General features: G+C 43.7%; 15 protein-coding genes. 7 read left to right on the plus strand and 8 right to left on the minus strand.

Annotation, left to right across the window (positions count from 1 at the left end):
- Positions 1-193 precede the first annotated feature (193 nt).
- A complete protein-coding gene (locus ABNK31_RS11195) occupies positions 194-1,558 on the plus strand; it encodes an IS110 family transposase (protein ID WP_418892603.1) in 1,365 nt (454 codons plus the stop codon).
- 332 nt (positions 1,559-1,890) lie between these two features.
- Here ABNK31_RS11195 and ABNK31_RS11200 read toward each other — a convergent pair whose 3' ends face one another.
- The 8 genes from ABNK31_RS11200 to tsaD form a co-directional block, all read right to left on the minus strand.
- Positions 1,891-2,277 carry a hypothetical protein gene (locus ABNK31_RS11200; protein WP_418895457.1) on the minus strand — a complete coding sequence of 129 codons (387 nt, stop codon included), beginning with the start codon at positions 2,275-2,277 and terminating at the stop codon, positions 1,891-1,893.
- Positions 2,190-2,819: an AAA family ATPase gene (locus ABNK31_RS11205; RefSeq protein WP_418892604.1), complete on the minus strand. Its 630-nt coding sequence runs from the start codon at positions 2,817-2,819 to the stop codon at positions 2,190-2,192. Before ABNK31_RS11205 ends, ABNK31_RS11200 begins: the two co-directional genes overlap by 88 nt.
- Before the next feature lie 61 nt (positions 2,820-2,880).
- Positions 2,881-4,263 (minus strand): MATE family efflux transporter, encoded by a 1,383-nt coding sequence (locus tag ABNK31_RS11210; RefSeq protein ID WP_418892605.1) that lies wholly within the window; start codon positions 4,261-4,263, stop codon positions 2,881-2,883.
- A 134-nt stretch (positions 4,264-4,397) separates the two neighbouring features.
- Positions 4,398-4,715, minus strand: a complete 318-nt coding sequence (locus ABNK31_RS11215; protein WP_418892606.1) for a nucleotidyltransferase domain-containing protein — start codon at positions 4,713-4,715, stop codon at positions 4,398-4,400.
- Positions 4,702-5,112 (minus strand): HI0074 family nucleotidyltransferase substrate-binding subunit, encoded by a 411-nt coding sequence (locus tag ABNK31_RS11220; protein WP_418892607.1) that lies wholly within the window; start codon positions 5,110-5,112, stop codon positions 4,702-4,704. The genes ABNK31_RS11215 and ABNK31_RS11220 overlap by 14 nt, the downstream gene beginning before the upstream one ends.
- A 143-nt stretch (positions 5,113-5,255) precedes the next feature.
- A complete protein-coding gene (locus ABNK31_RS11225) occupies positions 5,256-6,686 on the minus strand; it encodes a tetratricopeptide repeat protein (protein WP_418892608.1) in 1,431 nt (476 codons plus the stop codon).
- Between the two features lie 3 nt (positions 6,687-6,689).
- Positions 6,690-8,393, minus strand: a complete 1,704-nt coding sequence (locus tag ABNK31_RS11230; protein WP_418892609.1) for a glutamine--tRNA ligase/YqeY domain fusion protein — start codon at positions 8,391-8,393, stop codon at positions 6,690-6,692.
- 130 nt (positions 8,394-8,523) lie between these two features.
- Complete coding sequence (gene tsaD, locus ABNK31_RS11235; protein WP_418892610.1) at positions 8,524-9,567, minus strand: tRNA (adenosine(37)-N6)-threonylcarbamoyltransferase complex transferase subunit TsaD; 1,044 nt, start codon at positions 9,565-9,567, stop codon at positions 8,524-8,526.
- A gap of 348 nt (positions 9,568-9,915) precedes the next feature.
- Here tsaD and ABNK31_RS11240 point away from each other — a divergent pair, with 348 nt between their 5' ends.
- The 6 genes from ABNK31_RS11240 (at position 9,916) to ABNK31_RS11265 (ending at position 18,355) form a co-directional block, all read left to right on the plus strand.
- Entirely contained in the window at positions 9,916-11,160 is a 1,245-nt protein-coding gene (locus ABNK31_RS11240) for a DUF1015 domain-containing protein (RefSeq protein WP_418892611.1), read from the plus strand.
- Between the two features lie 23 nt (positions 11,161-11,183).
- Positions 11,184-12,374, plus strand: a complete 1,191-nt coding sequence (locus tag ABNK31_RS11245; protein WP_418892612.1) for a M20 metallopeptidase family protein — start codon at positions 11,184-11,186, stop codon at positions 12,372-12,374.
- An 85-nt stretch (positions 12,375-12,459) separates the two neighbouring features.
- A complete protein-coding gene (locus tag ABNK31_RS11250) occupies positions 12,460-12,927 on the plus strand; it encodes an Lrp/AsnC family transcriptional regulator (protein ID WP_418892613.1) in 468 nt (155 codons plus the stop codon).
- A 163-nt stretch (positions 12,928-13,090) separates the two neighbouring features.
- A complete protein-coding gene (locus ABNK31_RS11255) occupies positions 13,091-13,654 on the plus strand; it encodes an RNA polymerase sigma-70 factor (RefSeq protein ID WP_418892614.1) in 564 nt (187 codons plus the stop codon).
- Positions 13,655-13,859: 205 nt separating this feature from the next.
- On the plus strand, positions 13,860-14,852 hold the full coding sequence (locus ABNK31_RS11260) for a FecR family protein (protein WP_418892615.1): 993 nt from the start codon (positions 13,860-13,862) through the stop codon (positions 14,850-14,852).
- A 107-nt stretch (positions 14,853-14,959) separates the two neighbouring features.
- Positions 14,960-18,355 (plus strand): TonB-dependent receptor, encoded by a 3,396-nt coding sequence (locus ABNK31_RS11265; protein WP_418892616.1) that lies wholly within the window; start codon positions 14,960-14,962, stop codon positions 18,353-18,355.
- Positions 18,356-18,362 lie beyond the last annotated feature (7 nt).

The raw sequence follows: 18,362 nt of genomic DNA on the forward strand, positions 1-18,362 counted from the left end.
GAAATAATTAATAACTTGCGAAGCCCTATCAAGCAAGTAAACCACAAGTTATCTTGGATACGACTCCAATGCAAAGTACGGTTCCGGTTTGCTCGTAATGAAATACTTGGTTCCAATGAGACCTTATAGAAGATTATCATTGTTTAAAGCATCCGGGCTTGATGAGGCTTTTATTTATTCACAAGTTAAAACTATGGCAAAGAAAGCGAAAAAAATCAAGACAGGCAAGGGATTGAAATTGGAAATCGTGAATCCCAATTCGGCGGGTATCGATGTTTCTTCCACCGAAATGCAAGTATGTGTCCCGGAAGACCGGGATGGAGAAAACAACCGCCGCTTCGGCACGTTTACGCAAGATTTACACCTTATATCGGATTGGCTTAAAGCCTGTGGCATTGAAACCGTCGCCATGGAATCCACGGGGGTGTATTGGGTCCAACTCTACATGATACTGGAATCGGAGGGATTTGACGTGTTGCTGGTCAACGCCAAGGCCATCAAAAATATCAGTGAAAAGAAGACCGACCGGGTAGATGCCGAAACCATCATGGTCTTGCATAGTTACGGGCTTCTGAGAGCCAGTTTCCAACCCCAGAACCATGCCCGGCGCATCCGCAATGTATCGCGCCACCGTGACGGGTTGTTGAAAGCTTCTTCGCGGGAAGTGCTCCACATGCAAAAGGCCATGGAATTGATGAACATCAAATTGGGCAATGTCATCAGCGATATTTTGGGAAAATCGGGACAGGAGATTATTCGCGCCATTCTGGCCGGGGAACGCGATGCCCGAAAACTATCGGCTTTGGCCGATCCCCGATGCAAATCTCCCAAAGAAACCATCGCCAAATCCCTGCAGGCCAATTGGGACGAAGACCTGCTGTTCATGCTCAAACAAAGCTATGAACTGTATGTATATTACCAAAACCTGATGAAGGATTGTGACAAGCAGATAGAGGGCATCCTGCAGGAGTATCTCAAAGACGTTAAACCCGAAGAAACTTCCAAGCCGGAGCAAAGGGCGAAAAAAGCAAAAGCTCAAAAGAATGCCGTCACGATAGATATCGAAAAGCACGCGATCCGATTATGGGGTGTCAACGCGATGCGCATACCGGGTGTCAGTGAAGCGGCCCTGTTGCGGTTGGCCGGTGAGCTGGGACACGATTTTACCGATAAGTTTGACTCATACAAACAGTTTTGTTGTTGGTGTAACCTCACACCCAACAACAAAATATCGGGTGGAAAACTCCAGTCCAGCAAAATTCCAAAGCGCAAGAATCCTGTTGGACAAATCCTGCGTTCTTCGGCAAACTCCCTGAAAACAAGTAAAACGCCCTTAGGATATTACTTCCGGCGTATACAGGCTAAAAGCGGTTACTTGCCGGCTATTATCGCTACTGCGAACAAATTGGGAAGAATACTCTATACAATGGTTAAATACAAGGTCGAGTTTGATGACTCTTTTACCCAAACGAGCGAAACCGAGATACTTAGAAGAAAATTGATTAAGACCCAAAGAACCCTCGAAAAACTTCAAAATCAAATCAAAGAATGCGGATGAAATGGTTTGTTATATAGAAGATTTCCCGCCAGTTTTACAGGAGCGCTCCGAAAAGCCAGCGCGATAAGTTTTCGTTTAGCGCCATCCTCCGCCAACAGGGCCGTGCCATTAAGAAGGAAAAAGAAGAAGAAAAAGAAACAGCGAAATAACAAGTTTAATCTAAACGGGGGTATCTGTTTTTACAGCCTTTGTGCAATTAATTTAAACAGGCACAAGGGCTGTATTTCGTTGAGTATCTTCCACTGAAATAAGGATAATCACACTTAGCTAAAAATACTTTGAAAACTATTATCACCGTCATCCGCAGGAAAATAATGACTGAATTTAAAACATTAAAGAGGATGATCATGAAAAGAACGGTCACAATATGTTGACGTGGCAACGGTAGTTAGGCATTTGTCACTTTCCGCAATCGGTTTGGCAATCAGAGCAATCCATTTGGCAATGATAGAAGCCCGTTTGGCAACGCCCTTTATGATTTTGGCAATACCCTTTAGACGTTTGCCGGCGCTCTTTATTGTTTTGGCATCTTTCAAAATGTTTTCGACAATAATAGAATCTGTTTTGGCAACGCCCTTTGCATTTTTGGCAACGCTCTTTATTAATTGGGCATAAAAAACAAGGCCGAGACCTATTCCGGCCGTTGCAGTTTCTGTTTCAAAAACTCCTGTATAAAATCGGTCGTGGCTTCGATGCCCAATATCGACGAATTTATACATACATGATACGACGCGGCGGCGCCCCACACCTTGTTGCTATAATAATTGTAATACCCGGCACGTTTTTTGTCGATCTTTTCGATCAACTCGAGCGCTTTTTTACCCGTCAATCCATAGTAATCCTCCACACGCTTTATCCGGTCATCTTGCCCGGCGCTGATAAACACATTCAACATGCGCGGATGGTCGCGCAAAATATAGTCGGCGCAACGCCCGACAAAGATGCACGATTTCTCACGGGCCAAATCGCGTATCACATCGCTCTGGATCTGGAAAAGCGTTTCGTTCCAAAGATAATTATTGGAAAAGCCTTCATCCATGATCGATGTTTTAATTCCCAGGAAACCGCCGGTTAATGTGAAGCGTTTTTTTTCGTCCGCCTCTTCAAAAACTTCCTTTGACAATCCGCTCTGCTTGGAAGCCAATGCAATCAATTCCTTATCATAAAACGAAATACCTAATCGCTCCGACAAAAGCCGGCCTATCTGACGGCCGCCGCTTCCCAATTGGCGCCCGATGTTAATAATAAAATTGTCCTTCATATTTTTATTCATCTAAGAAACTGTTTTGAATTTTCCGAATGATCTAATTTTGTTTATTCTTTTATGCGTTCTGTCCGACCGGAGGTAGCTCTTCGCGCTCTTTTATTTTAAATTGACGGAATTGATAAATCAACATAATGGCCGCGACAACGCTCGAAATCAAATCGGCAACAGGCATGCTGTACCAGATGCCGTCGATTCCCCAATAACGGGGAAGAATTAACAAACAGGGCAACAGGAATAATAGTTGCCGGCTGAGCGACATAAATATCGCTTTGCCCACCATCCCGATGCTTTGGAAAAAATTGGAGGTAACCATTTGAAATCCGATAATCGGATAGGTCAAAAAGACAATATGCAACCCGTTGCGCGAAAGGGCTATCAGTTCTTTGTCACTGGTAAACATCGAAGCGATCTGTTCCGGAAAAAAGTACACCACAAGGAATCCGAAAGTCGTGATGCATGTCGCGGCGATGATCGATTTTTTCAATACCTCCGTCACTCTCTTGAAAAGCAGGGCGCCGAAGTTATAGCCGGCAATCGGCTGCATACCCTGATTCAATCCCATCACAATCATGACAAACAGATAGGCGATACGGTTGACAATGCCGTAAGCTCCTACCGCTAAATCGCCTCCCGTGCGCAACAACCCTTGATTGATCACAATCACAATCAGGCAGGCCACGGCATTCATCATAAAAGGCGACAGGCCGATGGAAAGGGAATCCACTACAATTTTTTTATGAAGTTTAAAGGCGCTTTTTTGAAGGTAAATAAAATTCTTTTTATTACTGAAGAATTTCAATTGCCAGATCAGCATCACCGTTTGTGAAATAACGGTAGCCCAAGCGCTTCCCTTTATTCCCCACTGGAATACGAAAATAAACAGCGGATTGAGCACCAGATTGATCAAAACGGTAAATATAGTCGCATACATGGCTTTCTCGGGACTTCCGGCCGAACGAAGCATGCCGTTTAATCCCAGGTACATGTGTGTCACCACATTTCCCAGCAAAATAATATGCATAAAGTCCCGGGCATAAGGGATGGTGGCATCGCTGGCGCCGAAAAAATACAGAATCGGATCCAGAAAAATAAAAGCGACAACCGAAAAGCCTACGCCGAAAATAACATTCAACGTGAGTTCGTTTCCTAAAATAACATTCGCGGTTTCGTAATCTTTCTGTCCCATGCGTATGGAGAGCAACGTTGCCGCGCCCGCCCCCACCAGCGAGCCGAATGCAGCCGCCAGGTTCATCAACGGGAACGTAATGGCCAATCCCGAGATAGCCAGCGCACCGACACCATGTCCGATAAAAATACTATCGGTAATATGGTATAGCGAGGATGCCGTCATGGCTATAATAGCCGGGATGGCATATTGAATCAGCAACTTGCCTATTTTCTCCGTTCCTAATTCCGTTGGATTTTTTACTACACTCATTCTTTTATTTTCTTTTTTCTATTCAATTTGCGGGCGCAAAGCTACTAAAAAAGAAGCATACCATTTTGTTAAACATAAAAAAGAATTGTTTACTCTAAAAAGGTTCCAACCGAAGCTTCCGATAAAAAACACATTTAAGAAGGAGAATAAACAGGTTTACCCACTCTGAGGATATGTTCCTTGAGATCAGCATTATCCAGCGTTGAAAAATTTATAACATCGACATTATAAGGCAATGAACTTTCATTAAAATCGTTTTTGATTCTTCTGACGACTTCATGCGAAATGTCGCTGCCGGTAATAGCTAAATCGATGTCGCTGCCGGCATGAAAAACGCCTTTGGCTCGGCTTCCGAAAATCAGAACGTGTTCAACGCCTCGATGTTTATTAAAGATACTTGCAATGGTCTGTCTGTCGCGCCGGCTGAGTCCGAATTCATCAACTTCCTTCATACTCCGATTCAAAAAATTGATATAATTGGGTTATTGCCGGAAAAATGTCATTTCGTAATTCTATTTCCGCCAAGCGAAACAATTCTCCGTCGTAATCGTGCGACAGTTCGTTGCGTATATCCAAACCGTCAATCAACGGCTGGGCATAATCGATGTATTTTGCCTCCTGCGCTTGACGGAAAGTATCTTTGGGAGAAGGTTTAAAAGTAAAACCCTTCTCTTCCAGAAAATCTTTCGTGACTTTCCAGGCAAGCTCAATGGTAAATTCAAAACGCTGTAGTAAACCATTACGTTCCAATTCGTTCAATTCCTGCTGGTATAAAGCTTCCTCCAACCGCAAAAATGCCCGTTCGAAATTCCGAAAACGCTGTTTCCAACGTATATCCCTATCATCCATAGCTATAAATAATCAATATTGATAAGGCAAAGATAAAAATTAATTACGAACTATCAGCTACCGACCGTCAGTTATCGGTCGGACACGTATGATGGTTATTGTAACCGATGAATAAGGCATATGGATAGGAGCAAGAATGAATTTCAATATTTTATATTCTTAAACAGCACGCGGTTCTCCCGAGCCTCGTTTAAGCGCGACAACATATCCTCCCGGGTAAACCGGGTGAAATCGGTATGTTTGTTTCCTAAAATCTGTTGCAACAATGTCCGCAGCTCGTCCTCCGAAAACTGTTCGATGATTTCATTGAAAGGCTCTTTCGAACCAATCTCAAAGCGAATAAACGCCAACCGGGATTTAGCGGTCGGATAATCGGGCGACAAATTCAACAATTGATCAAGATAACCGGCGGCTTGTTCATATTTCTCTTGTGCAATACTGATGTTGGCCAACCGATCGATAATATCTTCATTCTCTTCCGAGATAAGCGCCGCTTTCATATAAGCCGCTTCGGCCCGCACCAAATCATTATCGTTGAAAGCCAATTCGCCTTCGAGCATAAAGTAGTCGAGCGATGCATGGTCTTCTTCAGGCACCTCCTCAAACAACCGGTGCGCCATATCCGTATCCCCTTGATAAATATACACAAAAGCGCGTTTAATAAGAATGCCGGCGGGGCCGAACTGCGCTTCTTTTTTGTCGAGCAACTTCATCATCCGGTCGTACTCCCCCATCACTTCGTATGCCTCGAACAACGAATCATACAAGCTTTCGTCATTCGGTGCTTGTGAAATACACTCTTCAAACAGCCGGATGGATTCGGCTACGTTTTCGTTCAGATAAAGGGCCAGAGCCTTTAACTTCCGTACCGATACATCTTTATCATTGATGGTAAGTGCAAAATCGAAGGCATCGATGGCTTTGTCGTACTGCTCATTCATCGAATAGAGTTTTCCTATATTCACCCAGGCTTCAAACGAATACGGGTTCGCATCGAGCAGAAGGTTATTATAGAGGATGGCTTCTTCAAAGTCGCCTTTCATCTCATAAGCATATGCCAAGTCGGTCAGGACATCGGCATTATCGTCCTCAATCTTGAGGCTTTCCTGCAAAAAAGAAATGGCCCGGTCGAACAAATCCACATCATTAAACAAAAATCCGAGCTCCGTGATAAATTCATAGAGGTCATCAATAGCCAGTTCACTGTTTAATAATTGATTGATCAACTCATCGACTTCCTCATTGCGTTGCAGATGCAATAAACACTCGATTTTGACGAGTGCCAGGTCTATTTCATCTTCCGCAGAAGTGATGTATTTCAAATAATCGAGCGCTTCGGTGTATTGTTCGGAAAAAACGAGTGTCTTTGCTCTTAACAACATCAGTTCGGGACTACCCGGATGCATTTTCAGCCCTTCATCCAACAACAGGAGCGACTCTTCCTCGTCGTCCATCGAATGGTAATAATCGGCCAACAGAGCAAATTCATCGGCATCCAGATACATCTGTTTACCGATGAAACGCATTTGCTCGTATTTTTCCACTAACGCTGTTATATTGATCTCGTCATCCATTGGCTATGATTGCTTCGATTTAATTTTATTCCACGAATCTTTTAACGAAACGGTGCGGTTAAACACCAACTTTCCGGCCGTTGTATCGGGGTCGACACTGAAATAGCCGATGCGCTGAAATTGAAACCGTTCAAACGGTGCGGCATCCTTCAGGAAAGCTTCCACTTTGCAATGGCTTTTCACAATAAGCGAGTCGGGATTGAGCAAGTTGCGGAAGTCTTTGTCTTTTTCTCCCGCAGGATCTTCCACCGTAAACAACCGATCGTACAGGCGTACTTCGGCATCGATGCTATGACCGGCGGAAACCCAGTGAATGGTTCCTTTCACCTTCCGGTTGGCCTCGGGCAACCCGCTTTTGGTTTGCGGGTCGTATTCGGCATAGACACTCGTCACGCGGCCATTTTCGTCCTTATCGCAACCCGTACATTTCACAATATAGGCATTCTTCAGACGCACCTCGTTGCCGGGAGTCAGGCGGAAATATTTTTTCGGCGCATCTTCCATAAAATCGTCGCGTTCTATCCACAATTCGCGGCTGAAGGTGACCAAGCGGGTGCCCATCGAATCATCTTCGGGATTATTGACCGCGTCCAGTTCCTCCGTCTGCCCTTCGGGATAATTGGTAAGAACGAGTTTAACCGGATCGATGACGCCCGATACACGCATGGCTTTTTTATTGAGATCCTCGCGAATGCTGTGTTCGAGGAGCGACACATCGATGACGCCGTCATATTTGGTATAACCGATATTATCGACAAAGTGGCGGATCGATTCGGGGGTATATCCCCGGCGGCGCAATCCGCAAAGCGTCGGCATGCGCGGGTCGTCCCACCCGTTGACTAATTTCTCCTGCACCAATTGCAACAAACGGCGCTTGCTCATCATCGTGTAGGTCATGTTCAGGCGGTTGAATTCGATTTGCCTCGGACGGTAATCCTTTTCAGTCAATTGATCGAGAAACCAGTCATATAAAGGACGATGCACTTCAAACTCCAACGTGCACAACGAATGGGTCACCCCTTCGAAATAGTCCGATTGCCCGTGCGCGAAATCATACATCGGATAGGCTTTCCATTTCGTGCCGGTACGATGATGCGGGATATGAATCACGCGATACATGATGGGGTCGCGCATGTGCATGTTCGACGAGGCCATATCGATTTTAGCCCGCAGCACCATCTTTCCCTCGGCCACTTCGCCGCTGTTCATCTTTTCAAACAATTCGAGCGACTCCCCAATGGGTCGGTCGCGATAAGGACTATGGATTCCGGGAACGGTAGGCGTACCCTTTTGCCGGGCAATCTCTTCGGCCGACTGTTCATCGACATATGCTTTGCCTTCCTGAATAAGGCGGACGGCAAAATCCCAAAGCTGTCCGAAATAATCGGACGCATAATATACGTTCTCCCAATGGAAACCCAGCCAGCGGATATCTTCCATAATGGAATCGACGTATTCCACATCCTCCTTTACCGGATTGGTATCGTCGAAACGCAGGTTACAGATGCCGCCATATTCTTCGGCAATACCGAAGTCGAGGCAAATAGCCTTGGCATGCCCGATGTGCAGGTAACCGTTGGGTTCCGGCGGAAAACGGGTTTGTATCCGTCCGTCGTTCCTGCCGTCTTGCAGATCCTTTTCGACAATCGTTTCAATAAAATGAAGGCTCTTTTTATTGTCTCCGGAATTATTTTCGTTTGTACTCATTATTATATTATTATGTATTCAATTTTTACAAGTTATTTCGCCTGAAAGTCGCCGGTCTACAGTTTGCAGTTTACAGTCCCTTCTCACTTCATACCTCATACCTCATACCTCATACCTCATACCTCATACTTCATACCTCATACTTCATACTTCTATACACTCTCGCGTAAGGCGTGGCCTCATACCCGCAAAACTCGCCTTTTAAATACTTGTAATAACCGGTTATCGCCACCATGGCCGCGTTGTCGGTTGTATAAGAAAATTTGGGAATGTGGATCTTCCATCCGTAACGGTCGCGATGTTCTTCGAAAGACCGTCGCAATCCAGAGTTGGCAGAAACGCCTCCCGCTACGGCGACTTCTTTTATATGTAAATCGTTCGCCGCGCGGCGAAGTTTATTCATCAGGATATCGATGATGGTTTTTTGAAGAGATGCGCACAGATCGGCTTTATTCTTTTCGATGAAGTCGGGATCCGTTGCAAGACGGTCACGCAGAAAATAGAGGAATGAGGTCTTCAATCCGCTGAAACTGTAATCGTAACCGGCAATATGGGGCTTGCTGAACGTAAACGCATCGGCATTTCCCTGCGAAGCGAGTTTATCGACGACCGGACCTCCGGGATAACCCAATCCCATGACTTTGGCGCATTTGTCGAATGCTTCTCCGGCAGCGTCGTCGATGGTTTGCCCGATAATATCCATCTCATAGACCGACTTAACGACGATAATCTGAGAGTTGCCCCCCGAAACCAGCAGACAGAGGAAAGGGAAGCGGGGTTGATTCAGATCCTCGGCATCTTCTTTTATAAAATGAGCCAACACATGCGCCTGCAAATGGTTGACCTCTATCAACGGGATATGTAATGCCGAAGCGAACCCTTTGGCAAAGGAAGTTCCGACCAACAACGATCCTAATAATCCGGGGCCTCGCGTGAAAGCCACCGCCGACAGTTCTTCGCGGGCGATTCCGGCCTGTTGAAGGGCATCGTGCACCACCGGAATGATATTCTGTTGATGCGCGCGCGAAGCAAGCTCCGGTATAACTCCTCCATAACGTTCATGCACCGACTGATTGGCAATCACATTCGAAAGGATTACCCCATCGCGTATTACCGCAGCCGAAGTGTCATCGCATGAAGATTCTATACCCAAAATAGTTATCATTTCTCTCATAAACAAGGTACAAATGTACATAAAAAATCATTAATGAATACATACCCCATCCATGAAAATTCCCGTTTGGGCATGCCAAAAGCCCCTTGTGGTTCTCTGAGCCCTTGCTTTGCGTTTCTTTGTGTTACTTATTTTATTGTCACACAAAGTTTCACAAAGCAGGCATCGAGTTACACAGAGAATAATAGACATAATTGTTACAACACTTTTGCGAACCAACTTCCATCAATCTCCCAACCGTACAAAAAGGCAAAATATTGTCGATTCTTTGAACATATTCCCGTTAAAAGTGCTATCTTTACCGTCGATATTAATATTAATAATGTACAACATCATTAATCTTAAATTATGGCAACAATCAAACCGTTCAAAGGTGTCCGTCCTCCTAAGGCAATCATAAAGGAGGTCGCTTCGCGTCCTTACGATGTGTTGAACTCGGAAGAAGCGCGCGAAGAAGCTATGGGCAACGACAAATCGCTCTATCACATCATTAAACCCGAAATTGATTTTCCTCCGGGAAAAGACGAACACGATGCCGACGTATACGAAAAGGCGGTGGAAAATTTCGGGAAGTTTCAACAAAAGGGATGGCTGCTTCAGGACGAGAAGGAAATGTATTATGTGTATGCACAAACGATGAATGAAAAGACTCAATTCGGTCTCGTCGTAGGTGCTTATGTCGATGATTATCTTACCGGAAAAATCAAAAAGCATGAATTGACCCGGCGCGATAAGGAGGAAGACCGCATGAAGCATGTACGCATAAACAACGCCAATATCGAACCGGTGTTTCTGGCGCATCCCGATAACGATGAAATAGACGAAATTGTAAGGCGTATTACGCAACAAACGCCCGAATACGATTTTGTGTCGGACGATGGCGTAGGGCATCATTTCTGGCTGATCCCTGACGACAGAGATATCGAAGCCATTACCCGCATATTTGCACGTTTCCCGGCCTTATATATCGCCGACGGACATCATCGTTCGGCTGCGGCGGCTCTTGTCGGGGCGGAAAAAGCAAAAAACAATCCCCATCACCGTGGCGACGAGGAATACAACTATTTCATGGCGGTATGTTTTCCCGAAAACCAGTTGTCTATCATCGATTACAACCGTCTGGTGAAAGACCTCAACGGGCTTACTCCCGACGAGTTTATCAAACGGCTCGAAAAAAACTTTGTCGTAGAGCCTACCGGCACGGAACTTCAAAAGCCCAAAAATCTGCACACATTCTCCATCTATCTCGACGGACGTTCGTTCAGCGTAACGGCTAAACCCGGCACGTATGACGACAACGACCCTATCGGCCAATTGGACGTAACCATCACATCCGGCTTAATCCTCGACGAGATACTCGGCATCCGCGACTTGCGATCCGACAAACGGATTGATTTCGTGGGGGGCATCCGGGGTTTAAAGGAATTGGAACGCCGCGTCGATAGCGGGGAAATGGCACTGGCAATCGCCTTGTATCCGGTCTCCATGAAACAATTAATGGACATCGCCGATACGGGTAATATCATGCCGCCCAAAACAACCTGGTTCGAGCCCAAATTACGATCAGGACTCGTGATTCATAAATTAGACTAACTCATTCATCGATTTTTTTCACAATGAATATCGCAGAGACTATTCATAGACAAACCGAGGACGTATATACGGAAATCGTACGGCATTATCAGTATTTGCACCGGCATCCTGAATTGTCCTATCACGAGGAGAATACAAGCCGGTATGTGGCTGATTTTCTCGAAGCCGAAGGGATTTCTTTCCGGAGGAATATCGGCGGTAACGGTTTGCTGGCATGGGTGCAGGGTACAAAGCCTGACAATGGCCATACGGTAGCGTTTGTAGCGGATATGGATGCTTTGCCGGTTCAGGAAAAAAACGAGATCCCTTATAAATCGGTTCATAAGGGGGTGATGCATGCTTGCGGCCACGATTCGCATACGGCATCGTTAATGGGGGTGGCAAAGATGGTGCATACGCTACGGGATGAACTTGCGGGAAGAGTGTTATTCGTTTTTCAACCGGGCGAGGAACAATCGCCGGGCGGTGCCGATCTCATGCTCAAAGATCATCTTTTTGCCGACCGGGAACCGGATTTTATTGTAAAGCAACATGCTTATGTCGATCTCCCGGCAGGAAAAGTAGCGTTTCAGACGGGTACGGTGATGGCTTCCGCGGATGAAGTACACATAAAGATAATCGGTCACGGAGGACACGGCGCCCTACCCCACGAATTGAACGATACGGTTTTGGCCGCATCGAATGTTATCGTTGCCTTACAGCAGATCGTCAGTCGCCGGCGCAATCCGTTCAGCCCGATGACTCTCTCTTTCGGAAAGTTTATTGCACCGGGCGCTACGAATGTCATTCCCGATGAAGTCGTTTTAGCCGGATCGCTGCGTTGTATGGACGAGAGCGAGCGTTTTAAAATGTGCAAAATCATTCCCGATATCATAGAATCAACGGCTGCCGCCTACGGATGTTCGTGCCAAGTAGCCATTCCGCAGGGATATCCCTGTACCGTTAGTCACGAAGACATCACGGCACAGGTTCGCGCACAAGCCGTAAACTATCTCGGTGAGGAAAATGTCGCGGAATATCCCCGCCGGATGACGGCCGAAGATTTCGGATTTTTCACACAGAAATATCCGTGTTGCTTTTATCGTTTTGGCGTGAATAACGCACAACAGACCTGCGGCAAGCTGCATTCTTCCACTTTTCTTATTAATGAAGATGCGCTTAAAACAACGTCTGCTTTATTTGCTTTCATTGCTTTGACATCATTCCTCAAATAATGACGAAGCTAATTCGAGTCTTTTCTATTGAAAAAATTACTACATTTGCACACAATTATTTTACGTTTCAATAATAAATGCATATATGACCCACTACGAATTTGATGAATTAGATGAAAAAATATTAAAACTGATTGTAGAAAATGCCCGTATTCCGTTTCTGGAAGTAGCCCGCGCATGTGGGGTATCAGGCGCAGCGATTCATCAACGTGTACAGAAACTGATCAATCAGGGCGTCATTAAAGGATCGGAATATTTGATCGATGCGGAAAAAATAGGCCTCGAAACATGCGCTTTCATCGGGCTGTTCCTCAATTCCCCAACCTCTTTCGACAAAGTCGTAGCCGAACTGGAAAAAATACCCGAGGTAATAGAATGTTATTATACCACCGGACAATACGATCTGCTGATCAAAGTTTTTGCCCGGAATAATAAAGATTTATTACACATCATCCATAATAAATTGCAACCTATAGGATTATCCCGAACCGAGACGCTCGTCAGTTTTAAAGAAGCTTTTCGGAAAAAGCTCCCTATTAATGTATCAAAATGAACCGGACACCTGCTTCCGGGTTATTTTCTTTATATAAATAGCCTGAAATGACAGGCTAAAAGAGAGATCTCTTACGTTTAAGGTGTGTGTTTTAGAGTCATTTTAAATAATTGATGCCGGAGCGGATAAACACTCGGCGGCTTTTATTTAATTCAGTAATGGAATGGAGAAAATGTTTCACCCGGATAAATTTGCAGAGATATACGATGCCTATTATAAAAAATGTTTTTTATTTACAAAATCCTATGTACATGAAAAACAGGCTGCGGAAGATATTGCATCCGACTCGTTCATCCATTTATACGAAGCTCTGCAAAAAGGAGAAGAAATAAAAAACATTCCGGCCTACCTATTAACCTTAGTAAAGAATAAGGCCGTCGATTATCTGCGTCAAAAGACGATACGGATGAGGACACACGAAACATTCTCCAACATCGATGCCGAAGAACTCGAGTACCGTATATCCACGTTGGAAGGATGCAACCCGGAACTTATCTATTCTAAAGAAATTCAACAAATTGTGGATGCAACCTTGAAGCAATTATCTCCTAAAACCCGTGAAATTTTTAGAATGAGCCGTTACGAGAACTATTCGAATAAACAGATCGCTACGGAATTAAACATCCATATAAAAACCGTAGAATACCACATTACGCAATCCTTACAACTGCTGCGGCGAAACTTGAAAGACTATTTGCCGCTGTTTTATTTTTTCTTTTATTTTTAAAAGGACAAAAGGAACATCCGTCTTCTAAAGAACCTATCTGGTAACATTTTCACGATCAGCGGATAGCTGTTTCATTGCCCTTTTTGTTGAAGGTGAAAATGAAAAATTACTCAACAAAAATATTTTTCCGTTTAGGGTTAACGTCCGCTCAAACGTCATACTTACTATAACCGGGAAATTTCCCCTATTGCTATAATAAAAGAGAATGAATTCTGATCTGATAAAAAAATATCTGGAAGGAAATACAACGCAAGCCGAAAACAGAGAAATATACCGATGGATAAAACAATCTCCCGAAAACGAAAAGGATTTTGAGAATCTGAGGCGCTTGTATGATATTACGCTCTGGCAAGACGTATCCTTCCCTGATACATCTGAGCAAAAACGCACCGTTATCCGTAAGCGAAGACTTTCTATTCTTGCGCGCATAGCAGCCGTATTTATCATCGGGGCAGGATTATTCTATCTATATCAATCGGATACGTTCAAGAACATTTTTGATACTATTTATCCAAACGAAGAACCGGCTCTCTATACAACAACGGTTCCAACAGGAGAATATACCCGGTTGGTATTGGACGACGGGACAAGCGTTTGGCTGAATTCCAAATCGACCCTCGACTATCCCTTACATTTTAGTGACGACCGGCGACTCGTCCGGTTGTCGGGGGAAGGTTATTTTGACGTAACCCATGATCCCGACCGTCCTTTTATCGTCGAAACCGCGGAATATACCGTACAAGTATTAGGAACCGAATTTAACGTAAGAGCCTATGATTATCAACATACTTTCGAAGCCTCATTACTGCAAGGAAGCGTGTTGATAAAAGCATTAAACACCGCAGACGAACTGTTACTCGAGCCCGATCAACGAGCGATAACCGAGAATGGCAACTTGCAGGTCACGACTTTTCACAAAGACGAGTTTTTATGGCGGGAAGGGATTCTTTTTATCGATAATAAAACGATTTCGGAAATCCTCGTCATTCTCGAACAATATTATGATATCCATTTTATTATCGATGAAAACTTACCGGAAGAATCGAAAAAATATACCGGCAAATTCCGCATTCAGGATGGTGTAGAACATATTCTTAATGTTCTCCGATTACAAAACGAATTTAATTATATACACACCAATTGGCAAGAAAATAATTATTATAAAATAATCACCACTAAACAACAAAAGCCTATGTAAATAACCAAATGAGAAGAGAATGAAAAGAATGAAGTCAAAGATAAACAAACAGTAAAAATGAATTAAATGAAAAGAATGAAAAACATTCATGAAAAAAATTTGAATATATGAATATTTTAAAAAGACTAATCACATGTTATCAGGTAAGAATGCGCATATCCATTTTGGGCGTTTTTACATTTTTTGCATTTTCATTAGCAGCAAACTCTCAAAATGCAAAAGTCGATATCAGAATAAATAATCAAACCATCCAGCAAGTTCTAACGGAAATAGAAAAACAAACCGGTTATTTATTTGTATATGACAAGAACGAAGTGGATTTGAATAAACGGGTGACTCTCCGGGCAAAGAACGAATCGGTAAAAGAAGTTTTGAACGACCTTTTTGCTCAAACCGATATTGTATCCGCCATCGAAGGCCGCAACATCGTATTGATGAAAAAAGACCGTTCGTCATCGACTTCTACGGTTCAGCAACAAAATCGGAAAACAGTTACCGGGCAGGTTTTAGATGGAAATAACCAGCCTGTTATCGGAGCGAACATCATAGAAGAAGGGGCGCCCTCTAACGGCACCATAACCGATATCGACGGGTACTTTTCGTTACAAGTAGCAGAAGATGCCATCCTTAAAATATCCTATATAGGTTATCTCAGTCAAGATATTCCGGTTTCAGAAAAGAATAACGTGAGCGTTATCTTACAGGAAGACACCAAAATACTGGATGAGATAGTTGTTGTCGGATATGGCACTCGTCAACGTAGGAGCATTACAGGTGCAATAGATCAAGTGAATTCGGATGTTTTCGAGAACAGGCCTGTCGCCAACGCCGTGCAAGCATTGCAAGGAGCTTCTGCGAACCTTATCATTCAACAAAGGAATATGAATCCGAACGACAATACAATGAGCATAAATATTCGCGGCGTTAGCACAATGGGAAACAATGACCCGCTTATTGTAATTGATGGACTTATTTCCCGTTCTGAAACGTTGAATAATTTAAACCCGAATGATATTGAAAATATTTCCGTACTGAAAGATGCGGGAAGTGCGGCTATATATGGTTCCCGGTCAGCGAACGGCGTTATCCTGGTTACGACAAAGAAGGGTGCGAAATCAGACAAACCGATTGTTACTTTCAGCGGAATGTTAGGCTACGAAAATCCCGATATCTTATACCAACCGGTAAAAGGATGGGAAAATGCCATGTACCGCAATCAGGCGAATATGAATAGTGGTGGGTCTCCGGCATATACCCCCGCACAAATCCGTGACTTGTATGAGCATCAGAGCGAAGAATATTGGTATCTGGATAAAATCATGCAGAAAGGGCTCCAACAGAATTATAACCTCAACGTTTCCGGGGGAACGGGAAACTCTACTTATATGGTTTCCGCCGGCTACTTAAATCAGGAAAGTAATTTTGTAGGAAACTTCGGAATAGAACGATACAACTTCCGCAGCAATCTTAGTACGGAATACGGCCGTTTTAAATTTAGTTCCATCATGGCTTATAACCGCAAAAACGAGCGTACGGTTGCCGGCGGAACAGGAAATGTGATTATCAATTCATCCCGTATACCACCTTACTATTATTATCAATTTGAAGAAAACGGAAAATGGTTGGTTAACGAAGCTATCGGCGACGATAACACGATGGCTTATCTGAAAGACGGAGGGTATGAAAAGAAAGATGAAGACAACTTTATCGGTAGTTTAAACTTGGAAGTAAAACTCATCGAAGGATTAACCGCAAAAGGATTAGTCGGGTTGGACTTGACTCAGCATCATCGTTTTCGTAGAGATAAAAGGGTTCCTCTTTATGCCTCGGGATCGCAAGAAACAACAGAACTATATATTCATCCCAATAGGATGACTGAAGATTACAATAGTAAAAGACATACATTAAGTACGCAGTTCCTATTAGATTTCAATCGCACTTTTAATTCGGCGCATAATGTCTCGGGATTATTAGGAGTATCCAACGAATCCTATACATTTAAGGCAAGCCGGATCGCGTGGGAAAGAACCGATGAAGACCTGGGACTTCCGACGACGGATGAAGCGATACAAAATAAAGATAACAAGAATACAAACGGCGACACAGACCAAACGAGTATCACCTCCTTATTCGGGCGGGCAGGGTATAATTACCGGGATAAATATTACGGCGAGGTTTCGTTCCGTTACGATGGCTCATCCAAATTCGATAAAAATCATCGATGGGGGTTCTTCCCTTCATTTTCGGGTGGATGGAGGCTTTCGGAAGAAAGTTTCATGCAAGCGTACAAGGAAAAAGCAGGAGATTTAAAGTTACGAGCTTCTTATGGTATATTGGGAAATCAGAACGTAGACAATTATTCGTATCTGACCTCATACGAATTAGATCCCAATTCGTATGTTTTCAATAATATTTCGCTTCCGGGAGTAAAATATAAATACGGGAATCCCCTATTGACATGGGAAAAAGCCGCAAACTTTAATATTGGTCTCGATGGTACATTTCTCAATAACAATCTGTTCATCGCATTAGATTATTTTAATAAAACGACGTGGGATATCCTTTTAGCACCCGTAGTATCTTCTGTCTTCGGAGGATCTCAAGCCACCGAAAATGCCGGCAGAATGAGAAATCGCGGATGGGAATTAACAGCGAATTATAAATTGAATTCGGGCGAATTCCGCCATAATTTTAATCTAAACATTTCCGATTCAAAAAACAAAGTGGTTGATTTCGGAGGAAAAGAGGATATTCATTCAAATGATGAATTGTATAAATTGATTCGCGAGGGTGAAGCATTAGGCTCGTACTACGGGTTAAAAACCGACGGCCTCTTCCAAAGTTATGAAGAAATCGCCAACAGTGCCGTTCCTATCGGAGTTGTGGCACAACCGGGAGACGTAAAATATTTAGATCAAAATAATGATGACATCATCGATGACAAAGATCGGGTGGTATTGGGAAACGCTTTTCCAAGATATACATTCGGTTTTACGTATGATGTCGCTTGGAAAGATTTCGATCTTCGGATTTTCCTTCAAGGAACAGGAAAACGGGAAATGTTTGTTCGTGGAGAATTAATCGAACCGTTCCACTCCAACTATTCATATGCGATCTACCAACATCAACTGGATTTTTGGACACCGACCAATCCCGATGCCAGATGGCCCCGTTTAGTTGCTCCTAGCACGCCATCGAGTACTAATAACTGGAAACAAAAAGGCTCCGATATTTATCTTTTAAGCGGCGCTTACCTCCGAGTAAAAAATATTCAACTGGGATATACGTTGCCTAAACATGTAACCAAACGATTCGGAGTAGAAAAATTGCGTTTAAACGTCAATGCTCAAAATCCGCTGACGTTTTCTAAAAATTCGTTTATCGATCCGGAATCTTCGGAATTCGGCAATAATATGGGAGGCATCGGCGGCGTAGGTGCAAACAGCGCCCGTAATTATCCTACTTTAGTATATTATGGATTCGGAATAGATCTTGAATTTTAATAAATGT

It is taken from the genome of Limibacterium fermenti (assembly GCF_041902845.1).
Taxonomy (GTDB): domain Bacteria; phylum Bacteroidota; class Bacteroidia; order Bacteroidales; family Dysgonomonadaceae; genus Limibacterium; species Limibacterium fermenti.